General features: G+C 68.2%; 18 protein-coding genes and 1 riboswitch. Of the genes, 9 read left to right on the top strand and 9 right to left on the bottom strand.

Going from position 1 to position 22,588, the window contains the following annotated elements; translation table 11 throughout:
- Positions 1–32: 32 nt before the first annotated feature.
- Genes cobG through cobJ form a run of 4 tightly spaced genes read left to right on the top strand, consistent with a single transcriptional unit; the run spans position 33 to position 4,466 of the window.
- Complete coding sequence (cobG, locus tag E1N52_RS25560; protein WP_133185597.1) at positions 33–1,418, top strand: precorrin-3B synthase; 1,386 nt, start codon at positions 33–35, stop codon at positions 1,416–1,418.
- On the top strand, positions 1,411–2,037 hold the full coding sequence (locus E1N52_RS25555; RefSeq protein WP_133185595.1) for a precorrin-8X methylmutase: 627 nt from the start codon (positions 1,411–1,413) through the stop codon (positions 2,035–2,037). The genes cobG and E1N52_RS25555 overlap by 8 nt, the downstream gene beginning before the upstream one ends.
- A complete protein-coding gene (locus E1N52_RS25550) occupies positions 2,038–2,769 on the top strand; it encodes a precorrin-2 C(20)-methyltransferase (protein ID WP_133185593.1) in 732 nt (243 codons plus the stop codon).
- Positions 2,757–4,466 carry a precorrin-3B C(17)-methyltransferase gene (gene cobJ / locus E1N52_RS25545; RefSeq protein ID WP_205965664.1) on the top strand — a complete coding sequence of 570 codons (1,710 nt, stop codon included), beginning with the start codon at positions 2,757–2,759 and terminating at the stop codon, positions 4,464–4,466. Before E1N52_RS25550 ends, cobJ begins: the two co-directional genes overlap by 13 nt.
- Positions 4,467–4,477: 11 nt before the next feature.
- On the opposite strand, the gene E1N52_RS25540 is transcribed toward cobJ, so the two are convergent.
- Positions 4,478–6,028, bottom strand: coding sequence for a sensor domain-containing diguanylate cyclase (locus E1N52_RS25540; protein ID WP_165979445.1), 1,551 nt, complete (start codon positions 6,026–6,028; stop codon positions 4,478–4,480).
- Positions 6,029–6,219: 191 nt separating this feature from the next.
- Between E1N52_RS25540 and E1N52_RS25535 the strand changes: the two genes are divergently transcribed.
- Complete coding sequence (locus tag E1N52_RS25535) at positions 6,220–7,230, top strand: flagellar brake protein (RefSeq protein WP_246089219.1); 1,011 nt, start codon at positions 6,220–6,222, stop codon at positions 7,228–7,230.
- Positions 7,231–7,237: 7 nt separating this feature from the next.
- Here E1N52_RS25535 and E1N52_RS25530 read toward each other — a convergent pair whose 3' ends face one another.
- From E1N52_RS25530 to cobW, 4 genes are all read right to left on the bottom strand, one after another.
- On the bottom strand, positions 7,238–7,762 hold the full coding sequence (locus tag E1N52_RS25530) for a vWA domain-containing protein (protein WP_342777890.1): 525 nt from the start codon (positions 7,760–7,762) through the stop codon (positions 7,238–7,240).
- A 140-nt stretch (positions 7,763–7,902) separates the two neighbouring features.
- The gene (locus E1N52_RS25525; protein ID WP_133185589.1) at positions 7,903–8,940 is read right to left on the bottom strand and encodes a magnesium chelatase ATPase subunit I; all 1,038 of its coding nucleotides are present in this window, start codon (positions 8,938–8,940) and stop codon (positions 7,903–7,905) included.
- Positions 8,937–12,731 (bottom strand): cobaltochelatase subunit CobN, encoded by a 3,795-nt coding sequence (gene cobN / locus E1N52_RS25520; RefSeq protein WP_133185587.1) that lies wholly within the window; start codon positions 12,729–12,731, stop codon positions 8,937–8,939. The genes E1N52_RS25525 and cobN overlap by 4 nt, the downstream gene beginning before the upstream one ends.
- Positions 12,732–12,758: 27 nt before the next feature.
- A complete protein-coding gene (cobW, locus tag E1N52_RS25515) occupies positions 12,759–13,850 on the bottom strand; it encodes a cobalamin biosynthesis protein CobW (RefSeq protein ID WP_133185585.1) in 1,092 nt (363 codons plus the stop codon).
- A 213-nt stretch (positions 13,851–14,063) separates the two neighbouring features.
- A riboswitch (cobalamin riboswitch) is annotated at positions 14,064–14,332 on the bottom strand.
- A 143-nt stretch (positions 14,333–14,475) separates the two neighbouring features.
- On the opposite strand from cobW, the gene E1N52_RS25510 reads away from it, so the two are divergent.
- Genes E1N52_RS25510 through bluB form a run of 4 tightly spaced genes read left to right on the top strand, consistent with a single transcriptional unit; the run spans position 14,476 to position 17,560 of the window.
- Complete coding sequence (locus E1N52_RS25510; protein WP_246089218.1) at positions 14,476–14,967, top strand: cobalamin biosynthesis protein; 492 nt, start codon at positions 14,476–14,478, stop codon at positions 14,965–14,967.
- A complete protein-coding gene (cobO, locus tag E1N52_RS25505; protein WP_133185648.1) occupies positions 14,967–15,569 on the top strand; it encodes a cob(I)yrinic acid a,c-diamide adenosyltransferase in 603 nt (200 codons plus the stop codon). The genes E1N52_RS25510 and cobO overlap by 1 nt, the downstream gene beginning before the upstream one ends.
- A gap of 4 nt (positions 15,570–15,573) precedes the next feature.
- A complete protein-coding gene (locus E1N52_RS25500) occupies positions 15,574–16,884 on the top strand; it encodes a cobyrinic acid a,c-diamide synthase CobB (RefSeq protein WP_133185583.1) in 1,311 nt (436 codons plus the stop codon).
- Positions 16,868–17,560 (top strand): 5,6-dimethylbenzimidazole synthase, encoded by a 693-nt coding sequence (gene bluB / locus E1N52_RS25495; RefSeq protein ID WP_133185581.1) that lies wholly within the window; start codon positions 16,868–16,870, stop codon positions 17,558–17,560. Before E1N52_RS25500 ends, bluB begins: the two co-directional genes overlap by 17 nt.
- 7 nt (positions 17,561–17,567) lie before the next feature.
- Here the strand turns inward: bluB and E1N52_RS25490 are convergent, their stop codons facing one another.
- The 4 genes from E1N52_RS25490 to E1N52_RS25475 form a co-directional block, all read right to left on the bottom strand.
- Positions 17,568–17,948: a VOC family protein gene (locus E1N52_RS25490; RefSeq protein WP_133185579.1), complete on the bottom strand. Its 381-nt coding sequence runs from the start codon at positions 17,946–17,948 to the stop codon at positions 17,568–17,570.
- A gap of 99 nt (positions 17,949–18,047) precedes the next feature.
- Entirely contained in the window at positions 18,048–18,674 is a 627-nt protein-coding gene (locus tag E1N52_RS25485; protein WP_165979444.1) for a DUF4136 domain-containing protein, read from the bottom strand.
- 96 nt (positions 18,675–18,770) lie between these two features.
- On the bottom strand, positions 18,771–21,179 hold the full coding sequence (locus tag E1N52_RS25480) for a CHASE2 domain-containing protein (RefSeq protein ID WP_133185575.1): 2,409 nt from the start codon (positions 21,177–21,179) through the stop codon (positions 18,771–18,773).
- A 26-nt stretch (positions 21,180–21,205) separates the two neighbouring features.
- Positions 21,206–22,501 (bottom strand): FecR family protein, encoded by a 1,296-nt coding sequence (locus E1N52_RS25475; protein WP_246089217.1) that lies wholly within the window; start codon positions 22,499–22,501, stop codon positions 21,206–21,208.
- Positions 22,502–22,588 lie beyond the last annotated feature (87 nt).

Raw genomic sequence — 22,588 nt, 5'->3', positions numbered from 1 at the left:
CCGCTCCAGCGTGATGCTTACCCGGTAATGCCTTGAAACACGAAACGAAGCCCGTCTCGCCCGCTGCCGCATTGGCCGTGCTCCGCCCCTCGGCGTGCCCGGGGCTCGTGCGCGTGGTCGCCGCGCGCGACGGCGGCCTGTGCCGCATCCGTCTGCCTGGCGGCGTGTTGAGCGCCGCGCGTGCGCGCGCCCTCGCCGACGCTGCGTTGACGCATGCGAGCGGCGTGCTCGAACTGACCAATCGCGCGAACGTGCAGATTCGCGGCGTGCGCACCGGCGAAGAAGCGGCATTGAGCGCCGCGCTGATCGACGCAGGCCTCGGCCCCGCCGGCATCGACGCCGCGAGCCCGGTCGAGCGAGCGTGCGCCGCCGACGAATTGCGCAACGTGATGCTGAGCCCGCTCGCGGGCCTCGACCCGAACGCCTCGTGCGACACGACGGAACTCGCCGCCGCGCTCATCGACATGATGCAGCGCGAGCCGCGTTTCGCGGCGCTCTCGCCCAAGTTCGCGCTGCAGCTCGACGGCGGTGAACGTGTGGCGATGCTCGAGCATCCGCACGACATCTGGCTCGCCGCGCTGCCTTATGGCGCAACTGTGCGCTTCGCGGTGGGCCTCGCAGGTTGCCCCACGGCGCAGCCAGTCGGCACGCTCGCGGCCGAAGACGTTTGCGCATCGATGCGCGCGCTGTTGCATGCGTTCCTCGATCTCGCGGGCGCGGACGCCACACGCATGCGCGACGTGCTGGCCGCTCACTCGCTCGATGCGCTGCTGCAGCGCGCGCAGCAGCGTGGTGAATTCGCGCTGATGCGTGACGACGCAGCGCTGAGCGTCTGGCGCCGCGCGGCGAGCCCCGCCGGCTTGCGCCTCGGCGCGCACGCGCTGCACGGCGACGGCAGCGGCTACGTGGGCGCACAGCCCGCGCTCGGCCGTATCGACGCGCCAACGCTGCGCGCGCTAGCCGCACTCGCGGAACACTCAGGCGACGCAACGCTGCGCGTGACACCGTGGCAGGGCGTGATGCTGCCCAACGTGCCCGCGCATGCCATGCCCGCCGCGCTAGAACGCCTGCACGCGCTCGGTCTCATCGTCTCGCGCGCCGACCCGCTCGCGCGCCTGATCGCGTGCACCGGCTCGACGGGATGCGCAAAAAGCCGCGCGGACACGAAAGCCGACGCACAGCGCCTCGCCGCCCTGCTGCCGCCCGACGTTGAAGCCCACCTGAGCGGCTGCGAGCGCTCCTGCGCGGCCGCGCATTGCGCGCCGTTCACGTTGCTCGCCAGCGCCCCGGACCACTACGACCTGTACCAGCGCGACGATACGCAAAGCGGCTTCGGCCAGCTCGTCGCGCGCAACCTGACGATCGAAGCCGCTGCACTTGCACTCGCGCAGCGGCCCCGGAGTACCCAAGATGTCTGATTACATTCGCGACGGCCAGGCGATCTATCGCGAGTCGTTCGCGACGATCCGCGCCGAAGCCGACCTCTCGCGCATTCCCGCCGACCTCGAAAAACTCGCCGTGCGCGTGATTCACGCATGCGGCATGGTCGACGTGGTCGCCGACCTCGCGTTTTCCACAGGCGCGGGCACGGCGGGCCGCAACGCGCTCGCGGTCGGCGCGACGATTCTCTGCGACGCGAAAATGGTCGCTTATGGCGTGACCCGCGCGCGCCTGCCCGCGAACAACGCCGTGATCTGCACGCTCGACGATCCCGCCGTCCCCGATCTCGCGCGCGAGATGGGCAACACGCGCTCGGCAGCCGCGCTCGAGCTGTGGCGGCCGCATCTCGCAGGCAGCGTCGTTGCGATCGGCAATGCGCCTACTGCCCTCTTTCATCTGCTCGACATGATTGCCGCCGGCGCCCCGCGCCCCGCACTCATCCTCGGCTTTCCCGTGGGCTTCGTCGGCGCGGCCGAGTCCAAGGCGCAACTCGCAGCAGAAAGTCACGGTGTGCCCTTCGTCGTCGTGCACGGCCGCCGCGGCGGCAGCGCGATGGCCGCCGCCGCTGTCAACGCACTCGCTTCGGAGACCGAATAAATGATCCGCAAAGGACGTCTGCATGGCATTGGCGTCGGCCCCGGCGACCCCGAACTGCTCACGCTCAAGGCGCTGCGCCTGCTCAAGGCCGCGCCCGTGGTCGCGTATTTCGTCGCGAAGGGCAAGAAAGGCAATGCGTTTGGCATCGTCGAAGCCCATCTCGAAGCGGAGCAGGAACGCCTGCCGCTCGTGTACCCCGTGACGACCGAAGCGCTCGAACCGCCGCTCTCGTACGAAGCGATCATCGCCGACTTCTACGACGGCGCGGCGCAAATGCTTTCGCGCCACCTCGACGCCGGACGCGACGTGGCCGTGATCTGCGAAGGCGATCCGTTCTTCTATGGCTCGTACATGTATCTGCACGACCGGCTCGCCGCGCACTACGAGGCCGAAGTCGTGCCGGGCGTGTGCTCGATGCTGGGCGGCGCGGCGGTGCTGGGCGTGCCGCTCGTCTACCGCAACCAGAGCCTCGCCGTCCTCTCGGGCGTGCTGCCCGAGGACGAATTGCGCCGGCGCCTGGCCGACGCGGACGCCGCCGTAATCATGAAACTGGGCCGCAATTTCGACAAGGTGCGCCGCGTGCTGGGCGAACTGGGTCTCGCGCATCGCGCGCTGTATGTCGAGCGCGCAACGATGGCGAACCAGCGCATCGTCCCGCTCGACGACGTCGATCCGATGGCTTCGCCCTACTTCTCGCTGCTCGTCGTGCCGGGGGTGAAATGGCAGTCGTGACGCCGCCCGCCATCGTCATTCTCGGGCCCGGCGCGCTCGCTACGGCGCGACGCGTGCAGGCGCTCTACCCAGACGCGCAGGTCCATGCGCTGCAGGGCCGCGTGGCAGGCGACGTCGCGTTCAGCGAGCTTGGCGCGCATTTGCGCGAATGCTATACGCGCGGCCTGCCCATCCTCGCGCTCTGCGCGGCGGGCATCGTGATCCGCTGCCTCGCGCCACTGCTTGCCAACAAGGGCGCGGAGCCGCCGGTACTCGCGCTCGCGGAGGACGGCAGCGCCATCGTGCCGCTGCTCGGCGGACTCACCGGCGTGAACGTCATGGCACGCGAAATCGGCGCGGCGCTCGCGGTTGCGCCCGCCATCACCACGAGCGGCGAATTGCGCTTCGGCACCTGCCTGCTCAATCCGCCCGCGGGCTATGCGCTCGCGAGCCTCGCGCAAGGCAAGCGCTTCGTCTCCGATCTGCTTGCAGGCGCAACGACACGCGTGGACGGCCAGGCACCGTGGCTGGAAAACGTCGATCTGCCGCGCGACGCCGCGGCGCGCCATGCCATCCGCGTGAGCGCGCAAGCCTGGGACGGCAGTCCCGACGACCTCGTGATTCATCCGCGTAGCATCGTCGCGGCCGTGAGCGCGCCGCAAGAGGCGCTTGCCGATAGCGTGCGCCACGCGCTCGATGCGCACGGCCTCGCGCCGCTCGCGCTCGCGGCGCTCGTCGCCCCTGCTGCGCACATGTGCGATGTATCGCTCGCGCAGGCGGCAACGCAACTCGGCGTTCCATTGCGCTTCGTCGATAGCGCGGAAAACACGCCGCAAGCCACGCTTGCCGCCCTCGACTTCGCGGCGGACGTCGAGCGCTACGCGCCGAACGAAAAAGGCGTCGCCCTTGCCTGCGCGGCCGCGCCGCTCGACCCGCTCGCGCTGGGCCGCGCGCGTGGCAAGCTCACGGTGCTGGGCCTCGGCCCCGGCCGCGCCGACCTGCTCACGCCCGCCGCGCGCGCCGCGCTCGACAGCGCCACCGATATCGTCGGCTATGCAACCTATGTCGATATGGCAGGCCCGTTTCGCGCGGACCAGCAGCGCCACGCCACCGACAACCGCGAAGAACTGCAGCGCGCCCGCCACGCGTTCGAGATGGCGAGCGAGGGCCGGCGCGTGGCCGTGGTCTCGTCGGGCGACCCCGGCGTATTCGCCATGGCGGCCGCCGTGCTCGAAGCCCTCGAAGGCTCGGATGACGCACGCTGGCATGCCGTCGAACTGGCGATCGTGCCAGGCGTTTCCGCCGCGCTCGCCACGGCGGCGCAAGTCGGCGCGCCGCTCGGCCACGACTTCTGCATGCTTTCGCTATCCGACAACCTGAAGCCGTGGGGGGTGATCGAAAAGCGCCTGCTGCACGCAGCGCAGGCCGATCTCGTGATGGCGTTCTACAACCCCATCTCTCGCGCGCGGCCCTGGCAGCTCGAGCGCGCGCTGGAAATCGTGCGCAGCGTGCGCGTGCCGCACACGCGCGTGGTGCTGGGCCGCGACGTGGGCCGCCCCGGCGAGACGCTGCGCGCCACGACCCTGGGCGAATTGCGTTCGGCGGACGTCGATATGCGCACGATGGTGATCGTTGGGTCGTCGGCCACGCGCGGGTTCGCTCGCGGTGACGGCAGCGAGTGGATTTACACGCCGCGCTGGTATCGCGAGGATGCCTAAAAGAAACGCACTCACGCCTTCAAGATAGGCAGCGCGTCGCGCGGGTCCGGTGGTGCACCCTCGAACTCGCGCGCTTTCACCTGATTGCGCCCCGCCTGCTTCGCGGCGTAAAGCTCCGCGTCGGCGGCGCGCAGCAGCGCCTGCGCGCCATCGCTCTTGTGCGGCACACAGGTGGCGCAGCCAATGCTCACGGTCAGCGTGCCATACTCGCTGTGCTCGTGCGCGATTCCTAGCGCCGCCACCTGCTGGCGCACCGCTTCCGCGATTTTCACGGCGCCGTCGGCCGGCGTGGCCGGCAGGACCGCGGCGAACTCTTCGCCGCCGTAGCGCGCAACCATGTCCGTAGCGCGGCGGCAGGCCTCGCGTATCGCGCGGGCCACAGCGGCAAGCACCTTATCGCCCTCCGCGTGTCCGTAGAAGTCGTTGAAGAGCTTGAACTTGTCGATGTCGATGAAGAGCACGGAGAGCGGTTCGCCCGCGCGTCTCGCGTGCTGCCATTCAGTTTCGATGCGCAAGTCGAGTGCGCGCCGGTTGAAGAGGCCCGTGAGCGCGTCGGTAACCGCAAGACGCTCGAATTCTTTTTGCGTGGCGAGCCGCGTGCGCATCGAATATGCAAGCAGCCACGACGAAGCCGCGATCAGCGCGCCAAAGATCAACGCCATCGGCGCGTAGATCCGCAGACGGTGGCGCCATGCGTCGAGCGCGCCGTCCACAGAAGGCGCGACCACCGCGATGAGCGTCGTGTGCGGAACGCGCTTGAACGTGTAGATGCGTTCGACCTCGTCCTCCTCGCCCGCGGCGATGAACGAGCCGGCACCGGCCTTCAGCATCGGCTGGACGTATTCCAGCTCGCCGATTTGCGCACCCACTTCGTAGTCCGAATAGGGACGGTGCGCGAGCATGGTCCCGTCGTTCAGCAGGATAAACGCGCTGCCCTTCGGGTCGACGTCGATCCGGTCGAACAGTTGCTGAAAATAAGCAAGCCGCAGCGTGAGCAGCACGACGCCGCCAAACGAGCCGTCGTACTCGGTCACGCGGCGTGACAGCGCAATCGAATATTGGCCTTCGCGCGTGCGCGAGCGAATCGGGTCCGAAATATACATGCCGACCGAGCGATCGCGCTGCACCGTGAAATAGTCGCGATCCGCGAGATTGACGCCGGGATACGCGCGGCCGTCCCGCGATTCGACGATATTGCCGCTCGCGTCGGCACAGAACGCGTCGTCGAGATACGCGCCGGTCGCCACGCGGCCGAACAGCATCTTGCGGCGGATGTCGGCCGGAAGCCCTTGCGTGCGCGGGTCGCGCGCGCTTTCGGCGGCATCGATCAGCAAAAGGTCGTAGATGCCGAAATTCGCCTCGAGGTCGTTCGACATCAGCGCAACGAGCGCGGCTGAATGGCGCTGCGTGCCGACGATGGCCTGGGTGCGCTGCTGCAACAGCCCCAACAGCACGATGGCGACGATGGCCGCGCCGACTAGCGAGCCCATCGTGCCGACAATGAACGGATGGCTGCCCACCCACTGCATGAGCGTCCGGTTCCATTGGCGGAGGATTCGCAAACATCGTGTCCAGAGCTTCATGAGGCGTTTCCTCTTGCTCCGCTCATTGGGTTGATACCGCTCGTACCGCGTGCCGGCCAATTACAGATTGCATTCAGGGGCATCATACTGCGGGTCGCGAAACGGCCTTCGAATCGCGGCACGCACTCAATTTCCCTGCCGCGGCGCCGTAAACCAGATGAACCCGCGAAGTGAATTCGCGACGCGAACCGCTCACTGCCCAGCCTGCGCCGATGACCAACCCGACCACCGAAGCTCAAGCCGAAGCCACCGACGCCGCAACCGATGCTGTAACCGAAGCCGCCCCGCTCACGCCGCAAGCCCTGCCGGTCGGCGAGCCGCTCGCCTGGCCTGTCGTCGATCGCGACGGCGCCTTGCTGCTCGATGCCGGCTCGGTGCTGATGGGCGAAGCGGAACGCGACTTTCTGTTCCTGCATTTCGCGCCGCATCGCGGCGACATGGAAAGGCTCGAGGTCACACCGGAAAGCGCAACGGCCGCGAATGCGGCTAGCATCGGCGTTACCGCCGCCACCACGCGTGACATGCACCTGACCATCGGCGCGCTGATGGGCCTGCGTCCGCAGATGGGCGCGAGCGGCGCGCCGATGCACCCGTGCCGCCTGATCGGTTTCGCGCCCAACGAGGCGCTCTTCGTGACGATGCCCTATGTCGATGGCCGCCCCATCGCCATCACGCCGGGCGAAAACGTGGAGATCGTCCCGATTGCGAGCCAGGCCGTCTATCGTTTCGTATGCACCGTGCATGCGCTCAACCAGTCGCCGCTCGACTATCTCGTGCTTTCGAAGCCCGCCAACATCCGCCGCCTGCGCGAACGCCGCTCGATTCGGGTGCGCGCGCAATTTCCCGTGCGCTACGGCATCGGCGAGGAAGGCGCGGGTTATGACGGCGTGGCGCTCGCACGCGGAATCAGCGCGCTCGGGCTTTCGGTGAGTGCCGCATGGGCGCTCGGCAAGGTTGGCGAGCGGCTGCGCGTGGCCTTCCAGCTGCGCTCGGGCGAGAACGCAACAACGATCGAAACCTGCGCGATCATCCGCAACGTGCAGGCGGAAACGGGCGACCCCGCGCACGCGACGCTCGGCCTCGAACTCGACCGCCTGACGCCCGCCGAGCAGATGGCGATGAAAGTCTACGTATTCGATCGTCAGGACGACGTGCTGTACTGGACCGGCAGCATGCGCTAACGCGCGTTCAGGCGATCAATGCCTGCGCGTTCAGGCACTCGCCGGCCCATGCCTGCGCGAGCGCCTCGCAGCGCCCCACGCGCAGCGCACCAAGTTCGCAATCGATCACCGTGACGTGATCGGCGTGGCGTGGCCGCGCGGGCCACTGCGTCGTGCGGCCGTCGCTGAACAGCCAGAGATGGCGGGTGCGCGCCGGATCGCGGCGCGCGGCAGTGTCGAGCACCTGTGCAGCCCGACCGATGCCCGCTTCGAGCGGCGTACCGCCGCCCCCGCCGATCGGCTCGATCCAGCGCTCGTTCCACCAGCGCGGCACCGCGGGCCCGAACCTCAGTTCGGCCCCGGCACCGCCGAAAGCAATCAGCGCCACTTCCACACGCTCTGCGCGGGCGCGATCGAACAGCGCGATCAGCAACCCCTTGGCGAGCGCGAGCTGGCCGCGCGCGAGCATCGAAGCCGAGCAGTCCAGCACGAAGCAATGGAGTGCGCCGGAACCCGTCTTGCGTTTGGCGAAGCGGAAATGTCGCGCCTGCAACGATCCGGCGCGTTTGGCCGCAAGCGTGGGCGGCCAGGCGATGCGCTCGCCGCGCTTCGCGATTTGTGCGAGACCGCGCCCCGGGCCTTCTCGCCGTCGAGCGCCGCCCTGTGCCGAGGCGGCGGCCTGTGCCCGACGGGTCAGCGTTTTTTTGCGGGCAGCGGGATCACGCCCTTCACGGCCTTCGCCGCGACGGGCTCGGGCGGCATCTCGCCCCAATCGGCATCCGATGATGTTTCGGTGTGCTTGTCTTCGTGCCTCGGCGCGGATGGGGGCGGCAGCGGCTCGCGGGAAGACGGCGCATCGGAGCGCTGCGGCATGGCGTGCCGCCTATGCGCGAGCACGCCATCGGCAACCTCATCGACGTGTTCCGGGCTCACCGCTTGCGCCCCTTCGAACGCGGCGAGTGCACGCGCCGCACGCAGCATCACGAGGTCGGCGCGCAAGCCGTCAACGGCGGCCTCGATGCAACGCTGCGCCGCGCGCTCGTGGACAGCATCGCTCCAGCCGAGCTTGTCGAGCGCTTCGCGGGCCGCCGCGATACGCTGGGCGAGCGCGCGCTGTTCGGTCTCGCGCACCGCACAAAACGCCTGCGGATCGGCGTCGAATGCAAGCCGCGCCTTGACGATGCGTTGCCGTTCAGCGACGTCATAAGGCGTGCCGAGTTCGACCATCAAGCCGAAGCGATCGAGCAATTGCGGACGCAACTCGCCTTCTTCGGGATTCATCGTGCCAACCAGCACGAAGTGCGCGTCGTGCGTGTGCGAAACCCCATCGCGCTCGATGGTGTTCACGCCGCTCGCTGCCGCGTCGAGCAGCACGTCGACGAGCGCATCGGGCAGCAGGTTCACTTCGTCCACGTAGAGCACGCCGCCATGCGCGCGCGCGAGCAGCCCTGGCGCGAAGCGCACCGCGCTCTCGCGCAACGCCGCTTCGAGGTCGAGCGTGCCGATCAGCTTGTCCTCGCTCGCACCGAGCGGCAGCGTGACGAACGCGCCTTCCGGCAAGAGCGCCGCGAGCGCACGCGCCGCCGTGGATTTCGCTGTGCCGCGCGGCCCGCTCACCAGCACGCCGCCTATCGCGGGATCAATGGCCGCGAGCAGCAGCGCGCGCTGTAGCGGCGCCTGGCCAACCAGCGCGGTAAAGGGAAACGCGGGACGCGAGGCCGCTGCGCTCATGGTCCTGATCCTTCCAGATGCTGCCCGGCTTCGAGCAGACGGTGTTCAAGTTGTGCGCGATGCTCGCCCGGCTCCTGCCAGAGCCCGCGCTGGATCGCTTCGAGCAAGCGCTCGCACACGGCATGCAGCGCGTGCGGATTGTGGCGCTGCATGAATTCGCGCGTGTCGTCGTCGTGCACGTAGGCGTTCGCGACGAGCGCGTACTGATGATCGCCCACCACGCGCGCGGTCGCGTCATAGCCGAACAGATAGTCCACGGTCGCCGCCATTTCCGCCGCGCCCTTGTACCCGTGGCGCTTCACGCCGTCGATCCACTTCGGGTTCACCACGCGCGAGCGGATCACGCGCGCAATCTCTTCGTGCAGCGGACGAATGCGCGGCGCAGCGGGGTTGCTGTGGTCCGCGTGATAGAGCGCGGGCTGCGCCTGCGAAAAATGCCGCGCCGCCGCGGCCATGCCGCCCTGGAACTGGTAGTAGTCGTTCGAGTCGAGCAGGTCGTGTTCGCGGTTGTCCTGGTTCTGCAGGACCACGTCGAGCGACGCGAGACGCGCGCGGAACGCCTCGCCCGCCTCGTCGCCCGCGCTCTTTTGTGCGTAGGCGTAGCCGCCCCACGCCTGGTACGCGTTCGCGAGATCGGCGTCGGTCTGCCACTGGCGATGGTCGATCATCGACTGCAAACCCGCACCGTAGGCGCCGGGGCGCGCGCTGAACACACGCCAGCCCGCGCGGCGGCGTGCCTCGTCGGCGGCCATGCCGTTCGCGACCAACGCGTCGCGCTCGCGCAGCACGCGTGCGCGCAGCGGGTTCTGGTGTTCCGGCTCGTCGAGATCGGCCACCGCCTGCACGGCGGCGTCGAACAGATGCATGACGTTGGGAAACGCGTCGCGGAAGAATCCCGATACGCGCATCGTCACGTCGATGCGCGGCCGGTCCAGCGCCTCGACCGGCATGATCTCGAAGTCGGTCACGCGCTGGCTGCCGGCGGCCCACTTCGGCCGCACGCCAATCAGCGCGAACGCCTGGGCGATGTCGTCGCCGCCGGTGCGCATCGTCGCCGTGCCCCAGACCGAAAGCCCCACAGCGCGCGGGTAGTCGCCGTGCTCTTGCAGATGACGCTCGATGAGTTGATGCGCCGATTTCATGCCGAGCGCCCACGCCGCTTGCGTCGGAATGGCGCGCGTATCGACGGAGTAGAAGTTGCGGCCCGTGGGCAGCACATCGGGGCGGCCGCGCGAGGGCGAACCACTCGGGCCTGGCGGCACGAAGCGGCCTTCTAAGCCACGGCGCAGTTGGCGCAACTCTTCGGGGCCGCAGGCGTCGAGACGGGGAAGCACGTCGTCGCGCAGGCGCGCGAGCGCCTGGGTCGCGTGGGGCAGCGACGCAGTATCCACATCGCTTCGTTGACCTGAGCAAATGTCTTCAATCAGCGTGGACGCGAGCATTTCCAGGCGTTCGCGCGTGTCGCCCGCATGACGCCATGGCGTATCGCTCACCGCTGCGAGCAGCGGTGGACGCGGACCCTGCCACGGCGCAGCCCAATCGACCGTGGCCGGATCGACGAGATGATCGATGCACAAGTCTCGCGCGAGCGCGTCGATGAGGCCCGCGTTCGCGCCCTGCCCGTCGCCGCACGCATAGCGCCCGAGCGCGAGCAGCGTGTCGCGCCGCTGCTGGCCTTGCGGCGATTCGCCGAACGTATGCAGGCCGTCGCGAATCTGCGCTTCCTTCAGTTCGCACAGGTAAGCGTCGGCGCGCGTGAGCAATTCGTCTTCGCCGGCCTGATCCTGCGGCGCGGAAACGCTCAATTCCTCGTGCAGCCGATGCTCGATGATGGTCGCGAGTATGGTCTTGCGCAGCAGCTTCGCGCGGCGCGGGTCCACCATCAATGCTTCGTAATACTCATCGACCTGACGCTCCAGGTCTTGCAGCGGCCCGTAGTTTTCGGCGCGCGTGAGCGGCGGCATCAGGTGGTCGATGATCACGGCCTGGGCGCGGCGTTTGGCCTGGCTCCCCTCGCCCGGATCGTTGACGATGAACGGGTACAGATGCGGCAGCGGCCCGAGCGCCATGTCGGGCCAGCAGGTGTCGGCGAGCGCCACGCTTTTTCCCGGCAGCCACTCCAGGTTGCCGTGCTTGCCCACGTGCGCGATGGCGTCGATGCCGAAGGTCTCGCGAAGCCAGAAGTAAAACGCGAGATACGCATGCGGCGGCACGAGTTCGGCGTCGTGGTAGTTCGCGTAGGTGTCGTCGCCGCGCGAGCGGGAAGGCTGGATGCCCACGAACACCTGGCCACAGCGCCAGCCCGCAATCATGAAGCGGCCGCGGCGCACCGTGGGGTCATCCTCCGGTACGCCCCAGCGCGCGATCAGCGCGTTTTGTGCCTCGGCGGGCAACTGCGAGAAGCGCGCGCGGTAGTCATCGAGGGAAAGACTCTGCCACGCGGGGCGCAGCGCGCGCGTGTCCGGATCGTTCGTCACGCCCTGCGTGAGGATGCGCATGAGCGCGTCGCCGTCTTCGGGAAGATCGGCCACGCGATAGCCTTCGTCACGCAGCATGCGCAGGATGCCGACCACCGAGGCCGGTGTGTCGAGCCCCACGCCGTTGCCGATACGCCCTTCGCTCATCGGATAGTTCGCGAGCACGAGCGCGAGTTTCTTCTCTTCGTTCGGCAGGCTGCGCAAGCGACACCACCGGCGCGCAAGTTCGGCGACGAACGCCACGCGCTCGACATCGGGCTGATAGCGCACGACATCGACCTGCGTCTCCTTGCAGTGGTACGCGAGGCCCTTGAAGCTGATCGCGCGCGTAATCACCCGGCCGTCCACTTCGGGCAGCGCGATATGCATGGCGATATCCCGCGAATTCAGGCCGTGATTGTCCTTCACCCAGTCTTCGCGATTGCCGCCGCTCAGGATCACCTGGAGCACAGGCGCGTCGCCGGCGAGCGCGATCGGTTCGGGGTCGTCCAGCGACGAAGCTGCAAATGCCGTGGTATTCAGCACAAGCGAGACATCGTGCTCGGCCGCCAGTTGATCGAGCACGTCGCGGCTCAAGGTGTCCTTGAGCGACGTGATCGCAAGCGGGAGCGGATTCATGCCGCGCGCCAGCAGCGCGGCGATGAGGGCATCGAAAGCGGCGGTGTTCGCTGCCTGCAAATGCGCCTTGTAAAACAGCAGTGCGACAACCGGCGCGCCGGGTTGCCAGCGCGCGCGCCATTCGTCGATGGTCGCGACGTCGCGCTGCGGGCAATAGAGCGCGGCGGCCGGCAGCGCAACGGGCGGCGCAGGCTCGCTACCCCAGTCGAATGCGCGCCACGCGAGCGCACGCAGGAACGATTCGGCGTTGGCTGCGCCGCCTTCGCGCAGATAGCGCCACAGCAAGCGGCAAAACTCGGGCTCGGCGCGGCTCTTGGCGATGAGATTGGGGTCTTCCTGCAAGTCGCCCGAAAACATCGCGAGCAGTTGCCCGCGGCGCTCGGCGAGCGAGACGACCTGCTCGATGCCATACGGCCAGTACGTTTCGCCGCCCAGATGATCGACCACCACCACGCGCGCGTGCTGCAAGACGTCTTCGACGTAGAAGTCCACCGACGCGGGCTGGCGCAGATACGTGACGTTCGCGAGCCGCACGCTCGGAAAACCTGCGGGCAGGCGCGGCACGACGCTCGCCAGCAGCGCGAGCGTCGTGTCTGCCGAACTGAGCACGACGATCTCGGCGGGCTGCTGGTCGATACGGATAACGCCCTGCGTGTCGTCGACGAAACCGCCCGGCGTAGTGCGCAGCAAATGCATGTGACGGCCTCGTCTAGCTCAGCGCGTTCACTTCGCGCCCGCGGTCTGCACGTTCGCCAATGCGGTATCGAAGGCCGCTTGCAGCGTCGCGCCGTCGAGGTCTTCGCCGATCAGCACGAAGCGGCTCGCCAGCGGCTGCGCCGCGCTTTCCTGCGCGTTCCAGCGGCGATCGAAATAGCTGTCGAAGCGGCGGCCCACGCCTTGAATCACGAGGCGCATGGGCGCGCCCGGCAACGCGGCAAAGCCCTTCACGCGATAGATCGTGTGCGCATCGACGAGTTGTTGCAGCGCCTCGATCACGGTCTCGCGCGAAGCGGCAGCGCCTGACACCACGACCGAATCGAACTCGTCATGGTGATGATCGGGATCGTCGGCGGAACCGTGATGGTCGTGCCGCAGATGAATGCTCTCCTCCGAGGCCGCCTCGAGCCCGAGCAGCGTATGCAGATCGAGCTTGCCGTGCTGCGCGCGCACGATCTTCACTTGCGACGGCAGCTCTTCGCGCAGTTCGGCGATGAGCGCTTCCTGGCCCGCAACGTCCAGCAGATCGGTCTTGTTGAGAATGACGAGGTCGGCGGCCGAAAGCTGGTCTTCGAACAGCTCGTGCAGCGGCGATTCGTGATCGAGATTCGGATCGGCGCGGCGCTGCGCGTCCACGGCCTGCGGATTTTCGGCGAACTGGCCGCTCGCGGCGGCGGGGCCGTCCACCACGGTCACGACCGCATCGACGGTGAACGCGTTGCGGATCGACGGCCAGTTGAAAGCCTGCACGAGCGGCTTGGGCAGCGCGAGACCCGAGGTTTCGATCAGCACGTGATCGACATCGCCGCGGCGTTCGAGCAGTTTCTCCATCACGGGGAAAAACTCTTCCTGCACGGTGCAGCAGAGGCAGCCGTTCGCGAGCTCGTAGAGCTGGCCTCCCGTTTCGTTGCCGTTCTCGTCGCAGCCGATACCGCAGCCACGCAGAATTTCGCCGTCGATGCCGAGTTCGCCGAATTCGTTGACGATGACCGCGACGCGCAGGCCGCCCGCGTGCTGAAGAATGTGACGCAGCAGCGTGGTTTTACCGCTGCCGAGAAAGCCCGTCACGATCGTGACCGGAATCTTGCGCATTTGCATGAAGTGCTCCTTCGGCGCCAGGCCGTATCGAGGGGCATAGTGCGTCGCGCTTGCCGTTCGTGCGGGTGTCGTGTTGCGCTCACACGTATCCATGGAGACGCTGTCACGCGCAACGATTCAACAACCTGCAGGGGACGAACGGCCAGAAACGCACCCAGGCCTCGCCCGGCTGACGCATGAAAATCACGGACCCGGCGCCGCATCCCCGCAGCGCGAATCCCACGTATCTGGCCGGTATCCGGACTGACGAAACACCGCTTCGCCTTCCCGCGCGAGCGGCCTTGCGGCCGGCTTGCACAGTGGCGTGAACTGCGTAAAGCATGGAAGCGGTTTGCGGCATTCGTGCGAACGCCGCGCTCGTTGTACCGTTGCGGGTGCAGTTCAGGTTGGCCATGCCCGAGGCGGGATGGCTCCCTGATTCCCGTTTAACTGCGCGCGCATTATGGATCGCGCGCGCGAGCACCAGAGTGCGTGCGAGTGTAGGCGCGGGGGGCCTGCGCGTCAAGGAAGGCGTGGGAAGCCGCAAAAGCGTGTGCTATCGTAGCGCGCATCCGGCGCCGGCCGGAACGCGACACGCTTTGCTCGTTTTGCCTCTGCGGTCACGCCTTCGATCGACGCTCTTGCCGTGAATCTTGCCGAAAAAAGCGCCTCGCGCGCAGCCTCATTCGAAGCCACGCTGGAACCCACGCAGCGCGTGCCGCCGCTTGCGCTCGGCATCGGCTGCCGGCGCGGCGTGACGCTCGATCAGGTCGAGGCCGCTGTGCGCGCTGCGCTCGGCGCATGGCCGCTCGACAGCGTAACGGCTGTGGCAACGATCGACGCCAAATCCGGCGAACCCGCATTGCAAGCGTTCTGCACAGCCCATGCGCTGCCGTTGCACACGTACACGCGCGAGCAACTCGCCGCGACGCCCACCATTGCGCCGCCCTCCGCCGCCGCGCAAGCGCAATTCGGCGTGGACGGCGTGTGCGAGCCCTGCGCGCGTCTTGCGGCGGGCGGCGCCCCGCTCGTGCGCGGCAAGCTGGCGCTCGACGGTGTGACAGTCGCAATCGCAGGCTTTCTGCCAAATCACGCAAACGCGGACGCGAAAGCGCCGCAACCAACCCAGTCCCGATGATGAAAACCGATCCCGAATCGCACCAACGCATGACGCAACGCCGCCGCGAGGGCCACGAGAAGAAGCAGGCCGCCGCGACGCATGAAAAGGGCCTGCTGATCGTCAACACCGGCAACGGCAAGGGCAAGAGCACGGCCGCGTTCGGCATGGCGGTGCGCATGCTCGGCCACGGCATGAAGCTCGGCGTCGTGCAGTTCATCAAGGGCGCGCTGCACACGGCCGAACGCGATTTTCTCGGCAGCGTTGCGCACTGCGATTTCGTGACGATGGGCGACGGCTACACCTGGAACACGCAGAATCGCGACGGCGACATCGCCACCGCCCGCAAGGGTTGGGACGAAGCGAAGCGCATGATCGAAAGCGGCGACTACGCCATGGTGATCCTCGACGAACTCAACACGGTGCTCAAATACGAGTACCTGCCGCTCGACGAAGTGCTCGGCGTGATTGCGTCGCGCGCGCCGCACGTGCACGTGGTCGTGACGGGCCGCCACGCGCCCGACGCCCTGATCGAAGCCGCCGACCTCGTCACCGAAATGCGCCTCGTGAAGCATCCGTATCGCGAGCAAGGCGTGAAGGCGCAAAAGGGCGTGGAGTTTTAAGCGCATGAGCGCAACGGTTGCCTGCCCCGCGCTCTTCATCAGCGCGCCCGCTTCGGGCCAGGGCAAGACCACGCTCACGGCCGGCCTCGCGCGCCTGCACCGGCGCGCGGGCCGACGCGTGCGCGTCTTCAAGACGGGGCCGGATTTTCTCGACCCCATGATCCTCGCACGCGCGAGCGGCGCGCCCGTACTCTCGCTCGACTTGTGGATGGTGGGTAAAGAAGCGTGCCGCGCCCTGCTCGCGCAGGCCGCGCGCGAAGCCGACCTGATCCTCATCGAAGGCGTGATGGGCCTGTTCGACGGCACGCCGAGCAGCGCCGATCTCGCGACTGAGTTTGGCGTGCCGGTGGCCGCCATCGTCAGCGCGAAGTCGATGGCGCAGACCTTCGGCGCGATCGCGTTTGGTCTCGCGCGTTTTCGGCCGGAAGTGCCGTTTCACGGCGTGCTGGCGAACCGCGTGGGCTCGCCGCGCCACGCGCAGATGCTGCAGGAGGCATTGCCCGCCGACGTGCGCTGGCTCGGGCACGTCCCGAGCGAGGCGGCGATGGAGTTGCCCGATCGCCATCTCGGCCTGCATCAGGCCGCGGAAATCGACGACCTCGACGCGCGCATCGAACGCGCCGCCGACGCGCTCGCGCAAACCGCGCTCGCCGAATTGCCGCCTGCGGTGGAATTCACCAATCCTTCGCATGACGAAGCGATTGAACGCGGGCTCGAAGGCCGTCATATCGCCATTGCGCGCGACGCCGCGTTCTCCTTTCTCTATCCGGCGAACATTGCGTTGCTCGAAACGCTGGGCGCGAGTGTGAGTTACTTCTCGCCGCTCGCAAACGAGCCCGCGCCCGCCAGCGCCGACGCGATCTTTCTGCCAGGCGGCTATCCCGAGCTGCACGCTTCGACGCTCGCGCAAAATAGGCAGAGCGCGAATTCGTTGCGCGCACATGTATCCGCGGGAAAGCCGCTCGTCGCCGAATGCGGGGGCATGCTCTATCTGCTCGATACACTGACCGACGTGGGAGGCACGCGCACGCCGATGCTCGGCCTGCTGCCCGGCGAGGCAGTCATGCAAAGGCGCTTCGCGGCGCTCGGCATGCAGCAGCTCGACGGCGCGCATGGCACGCTGCGCGGCCACACGTTTCACTATTCGCGCGTCACCACGCCGCTTGCGCCCGCGCTGACGGCGCGCCACGTACAAACTGGCGCGCCCGGCGAGGCGCTGTACCGGCACGGCTCGATCACGGCCACCTATATGCACGCTTACTGGCCCTCCAACCCGGCTTTCGCGGCCGCACTCTTCCATGGCACAGCCCTTTGACGAAGCCGAACGCGCGGCGGTCTACCGTGCGATTTACGAGCGCCGCGACATGCGGCACTTCGCGCCGGGCCCGATCGATCCCGCGACGCTCGCGCGCCTGCTCGACGCCGCGCATCACGCGCCGAGCGTGGGCTTCATGCAGCCGTGGCGGATTGTGCGCATCACGGACCATTCGTTGCGCGAGCAGCTGCACGCGACGGTCGAGCGCGAACGCGTCGCGACCGCCGACGCGCTGGGCAAACGCCGCGACGAGTTCATGAAGCTCAAGGTCGAAGGCATGCGCGATTGCGCCGAGGTGCTGGTGGTCGCCCTGATGGACCGGCGCGAGGCCCACGTCTTCGGCCGGCGCACGCTGCCTGAGATGGACCTCGCCTCGGTGGCGTGCGCGATCCAGAACATGTGGCTCGCGGCGCGCGCCGAAGGGCTCGGCATGGGCTGGGTGTCGATCTTCGACGTCGACGAGGTGCGCGCCCTGCTGGCCATGCCGCCCGGCGCCAAACCGGTGGCGATACTCTGCGTGGGTCAGGTCGACGCGTTCTACCCGCAACCGATGCTCGAAATGGAGAAGTGGGCCGAACGCAAGCCGCTTGGCGAATGCGTGTTCGAAAACCGCTGGCCGCAGGATGAGGCAGCCAGCGTGCCCGAAGCGGCGCCGGATACAGCACCCGGCACCTGACACCCGATCACGCTTCGGGCGCGTAGCAGACGGCCTCGACGTTGTTGCCGTCGGGATCGATCAGGAATGCTGCGTAATAGTCGGGGCTGTAGTCGGCACGCACGCCGGGTTCGCCATTGTCTTTCGCGCCTGCGCGCAGGCCCGCTTCATAGAACCCTTTGACGGCCGCGCGGTTCGCCGCCGCGAATGCCACATGCACGCCGCGTGGCGCCAGCGCGGCGTCGGCGGATACGGCGTGCAGCCAGAGTTTGGGCTCGCCCGGCTGGCCGAGCCCTGCGTAGGTGTCGTCGCTCATGCACACCACGACGCCTAGCGGCGCAAGCAGCGCCTCGTAAAAACGCACGCTGCGTGCGAGATCCTGCACGCGCAATCCAATGTGATCGAACATGAGCGACTCCCGTAATGTCTGCGCGCAACCGTTGCGCCAGATTCTGGAGTCAGCATAGCGCCATCGCGTTCGGCGCGGCCTGGGAAAAGTTGCCCTGAACTACTGCGGATTGACGGGCGAGACGGAGAGCACTTCCGGCATGCCCGGCGCTTGATCCGCCGTGCCGGCGTTGGCCGGACTCTTCAACTTGACGCGCCATTGCGGCGCGCCCGCGTACGGCAGCCGCGCCAGTGCGCCCGCCACGAGGTAGGGCACGGCCTCGCGGGCGTCGGCGTTGCGGTCGCGCTTCACGGCGCTTACTTTGTAGACCTCGTTACCATCGGGCAACGCGAAAAAACGCAGCGTCAGTGTATGCACGTAGGGCCGCCCGAACCACGGCAACGACAGCCCCTCGGCCGGCGCGCAGCCGGCGCCGCAGCCGCTGTCCACGACTTTCACCTCGGCGGGATGCGTGTCCCACGCCACCGAGACAAGAAAGCGCGCCGCCTCGGGCGCGCCTGCCTTGAAGCCGCGCTGCGCGAGACCGTCGCTCAGCAACGCCTGGTACGGGAGGATCTCGCCCGCATCGGCCTGGGCGGGCGTCGGCGCAAAACGGTAGGTCGCGGGTTGGCTTCCCGCAGCCGCAGCGGGCAGCGCGCCCGTGGCCGCGACGTCGGTCGTCACGCCCGCACATCCGGCGAGGGCGACGAGCATCGGCAGGAGACAGATCGACAGCAAGGTTTTCACGAAACACTCCATCGGGTTGCCGCCGGCATGCGGCCAGCGGCATTCGGGTTATTCATGCGCGGCTGGAACGGCCCGGCGCGACACTTCCCGTGCGGCTCAAACCGGCGCGTCGAATGCGGGCAGCGACATCGTCAGGACGGTGCCCTTGCCTGGTCCGCTTTGCAGCTGGACGTCGCCGCCGTGACGCGTCACGACTGTTTTCACGAACGCCATGCCGAGCCCCGCGCCGCTCACCTCGGGCCGCTGTTCCGCATGAAAGCGCTGGAACGGCTGGAAGAGCCTCGCCTGATCTTCGTGCGCGATGCCGTAGCCCTGATCGCGAATCGAGCAGACCACGCGCGGCGGCGTGTGGTTGTCCAGCGCGACGGTGCAGACGATGCGCGTATCCGCAGGACTGTACTTCACCGCGTTGTTCAGCACGTTCACGAGCGCGCGTGTCATGAGCGAGCGGTCGGCGTTGATCCAGCCCATCTGCTCGTCTTCGAACACGGTGTCGATCTGGATGCGCTTCGCGTGCGCCTGCGGCCAGACTTCGTCGCTCGCGTCGATCACCAGCTCCGCGAGGCTCGTGGGCTCGAGCGCATACACCTGCGACTCGGCGCGCGCGAGCTGCACGAAGTCGTCGGCGAGCTTGAGCGAGCGGCGCGCGTAGCGCTCGATCCGCTCCATCACGCCGCGCACGGGCTCGGAGCCGAGCGTGCCGCGCTCGCGCTCCGTCTCGACGAGCGCGACGATCGACGCCTGCGGCGAGCGCATGTCGTGCGATAGCAGGCGCAGTGCGTCCTCACGCTGGCGTTCGGCGTCGTGCAGCTCTGTCACGTCGACGAGACCCGCGATCCAGCCCACCGCCTGCCCCTGCGCGTTCGTGCAGCGCGCGTAGCGCAGCAGGTAGTCGCTGCCGTCGCGCGCGCGCACTTCCACGCCGCGCTCCATCAGCTCCGCGAACTCGTCGCGCGCCGGGTCGAGCGGCGCGGGCCAATGCGCGTGCGCGAACGCCATCGCGTCGGGCGCCGGGTCGATCGGCTTGACGAGCGCGAGGTCGCCGAACACGTCCTGCATCCGGCGCCCTTCCGCGGCGCTCACCTTCAGGCGCTCGAGATACGCACGCGAAGCATGATTCGCGATCAGCACGACTCCGCGCAGATCGGCCACGAGAAGCGGCTCCGGCACGGAATCGAGGCTGTCCCACACGAAGCGCCGCATGTCCTGCAGCCGCTGCGCAGCCTGCGCCATTAGCGCCATTTGCTGGGCGAGCGCGTCGCCGGCGAATTCGCGGCGCGGCGTGGGCGCTTCGGGCAGCAGGTAGGGTTCGTCGGCAAGCTGGCGCAGTTCCTTGCGCAGGTAAGCCATCGTCATTTCGAGGCGGCGCCAGCCCCACACCGGATAGACGATGAGCAGCGCGACGATCGCGGGCACGGGCGTGAGCCAGAGGCGCGCGTGCAGCATGCCTGCGCTAGCCCCGAGCGACGCGGCGATCAGGAACGCCAGCAGCAGCAGCGTGCGCAGCGGCGAGAGCACGAGGAAGCCCGCCAGCAGCACCACGAGCGGCACGAGCGAGGCAAGCACGAGCATGATCGGCGGCGCGGGCTGGATGGCGCTGCCGTTGAGCAGCGTGTCGAGCACGATGGCGTGGATGTACACGCCGGGCAGCGGCCCGAGGGTACCCGAGAGCGGCGTGGCGAAGCGGTCGTAGAGCCCCGAGGCCGTGACGCCGACGATCGCCACGCGCCCGCGCAACTGCTCGGGCGGCACGCGGCCATCGAGCACGTCGGCGAACGAGACCTTGTGGTAGGTCAGCGAATTCGCGCCGAACGGAATCAGGAAACGCGACTCGGTGCCGGGCGCCCCCGCATGCAGCACGTCATCGCGCTGCGCGGCGGCGGGCGTGCCATGCGCGAGCTTCACGGCGCCGTCGCGCACCGCGCGCCAGAGCGGCACCATCAACTGCGGCCAGCGCTGCTGGGCGTCGCCTTCGAAGAGCGCGACGCTGCGCACGATGCCGTCGCTATCGACTTCGAGGTTGATATGGCCCATGCCGGCGACCGCCTGCGCGAGCGGCGCGACCGGGCGCACGGCCTCGCGGTGACCGGTGTCGTCGGCGGGTGTGAGCAGGATGGGGAGGAACGCCGGGCGCGCGCGCAGCGCCTGCGCAAAGTGCGCGTCGTCGGGCGACGATTCGGTGAACAGCACATCGTAGACGACAGCCGCCGCGCCCGCTTTCGCGAGTTGATCGACGAGCCGCGCATGCAACTCGCGCGGCCAGGGCCAGCGCCCGAGCGCGGCGACGCTCGCATTGTCGATCTCCACGAGCACGATATCGGGCGACACCGGCAACGCGCGCGCGGAGAGCAGGCGGTCATAGACCAGATGGTCCGCGCCGCTCGTGAGCCGCCAGAGCACGCAGAGCACGACCACGGCCACGCCCGCGCAGCCCACTCCGGCCCATTCGAACAGGAAGCGTCGCCCGACGGAGCGACCGAGGCGTGCGGGCGGGCTCACGCTCATGCGGGGCTCCACCTCGTCCGGCCGAGTCACCAGTCGAGCCTGAACGACTGGACTGGGCTGGCCTTCTGGTAATAGTGGCCGTTGTCGAACTGCTCGGCGATCACCGTCCAGTAGTAGACGCCCTTCGGCAGATCACGCACGACCGCGTCGCCCGTCGTGATGTCGGTACGGTCGATGAGCGGCGCGCGCAGATCGGACGTCGTGCCGAGCACGAAGCGAAAGCGCGTGTTTTGCGCGTTGCGGTCGATAAACCAGCGGAACGCGAAGTCGCGCGAGCCTTCGATGGGGCCGGCGCTCGTGCCGAGCGCGACGCGCCGGCGCTCGAACGCATACGACGCCGGCATGCCTTCGAGACCGCGGGCGTCGATGGCTGAGATGCGTACGAAGTAGGTGCCGTCTTCGAGGTTGGCAAACGACACGCGCGGCTCGGCGCTGCGCGTGTCGCGAATCATGTCGAGCAGGCCCGCGTCGCGGCCGACCTGGACGCGCCAGGCGCTCGCACCCGCCGAGGGCGCGATTTCGAAGACGACATCTTCGTCGTCCTGCACTTTGGATGGATGCAGCAGTTCGGGCGCGTCGAGCAGCGTGACGGGCGCGCCCGCCGGCTGGCCCGCCAGCGTGAGATTGCCGTGGTGCGCGGCGACGAGTTGCTCCGAGGCGGAAAGCGGCGTGCCCGGCGCCGGTGGCTGTGCGTGAGCGCCGGGGCGCTTACGGCCCTGCGCGTCGGCGTCTACGCCCACTGCGCCGTCCAGCACTTCGACCGCCGTTGCGGCTCTATCGCCGTCGTAGCTCACGCGAAACTGCGTGCCACGCACGCCGGCCACGACGGAAGGCGAGCGGATCTGGAAGCGATCGTCCTTCTTCGTGGCATGCGTGACTTCGCTGCTCACCTCGCCGCGATGGAGATCGACGATGCGGTCGGTCGCGCCCGTGAGCGCCGTTTGACGCAGCGTGGCAAGGTCGAGCGAGGTATCGGGCGGCAGCGCGATATGCGAGCCATCGGCCAGTTCGAGCGTGGCGAAGCCGTTGTGGCCGGTCTGCACCCGGTCGCCTTCAACGAGGGTCGAGCCGACCGTGAGCGGCAGGAGCTGCCCGGAGCGGAACGCATGCTGCACGGGACCGTTCGCGGCGATCACCTTCGCGCTCAGGCCATCCTGGCGCAGCAGCGCGACCGGCACACGCAGCGTCGTGCCCGGCCGAAGGTGGTGCGGCTCGCTCACGTGATTGAGGCTCGCGAGCTTCTTCCAGTCGGCGGGATTGCGCAGGTAACGCGTGGCGATGTCGTAGAGCGAGTCGCCGGAGCGCGTGACGTAGGTGGTCATCTCGGGCGGCTGCGCCGGAGCGTGCGGAGCGTTCTCGCGCGCCTCGGCGCCGCGGGGAAGTGAAGAGAAAGCGATCGCGAAGGCAAA

The organism is Paraburkholderia guartelaensis, from assembly GCF_004353905.1.
GTDB lineage: Bacteria > Pseudomonadota > Gammaproteobacteria > Burkholderiales > Burkholderiaceae > Paraburkholderia > Paraburkholderia guartelaensis.
The sequence above is the reverse complement of the archived record's forward strand: the minus strand, read 5'-3'. Positions and strand labels throughout refer to the sequence as shown.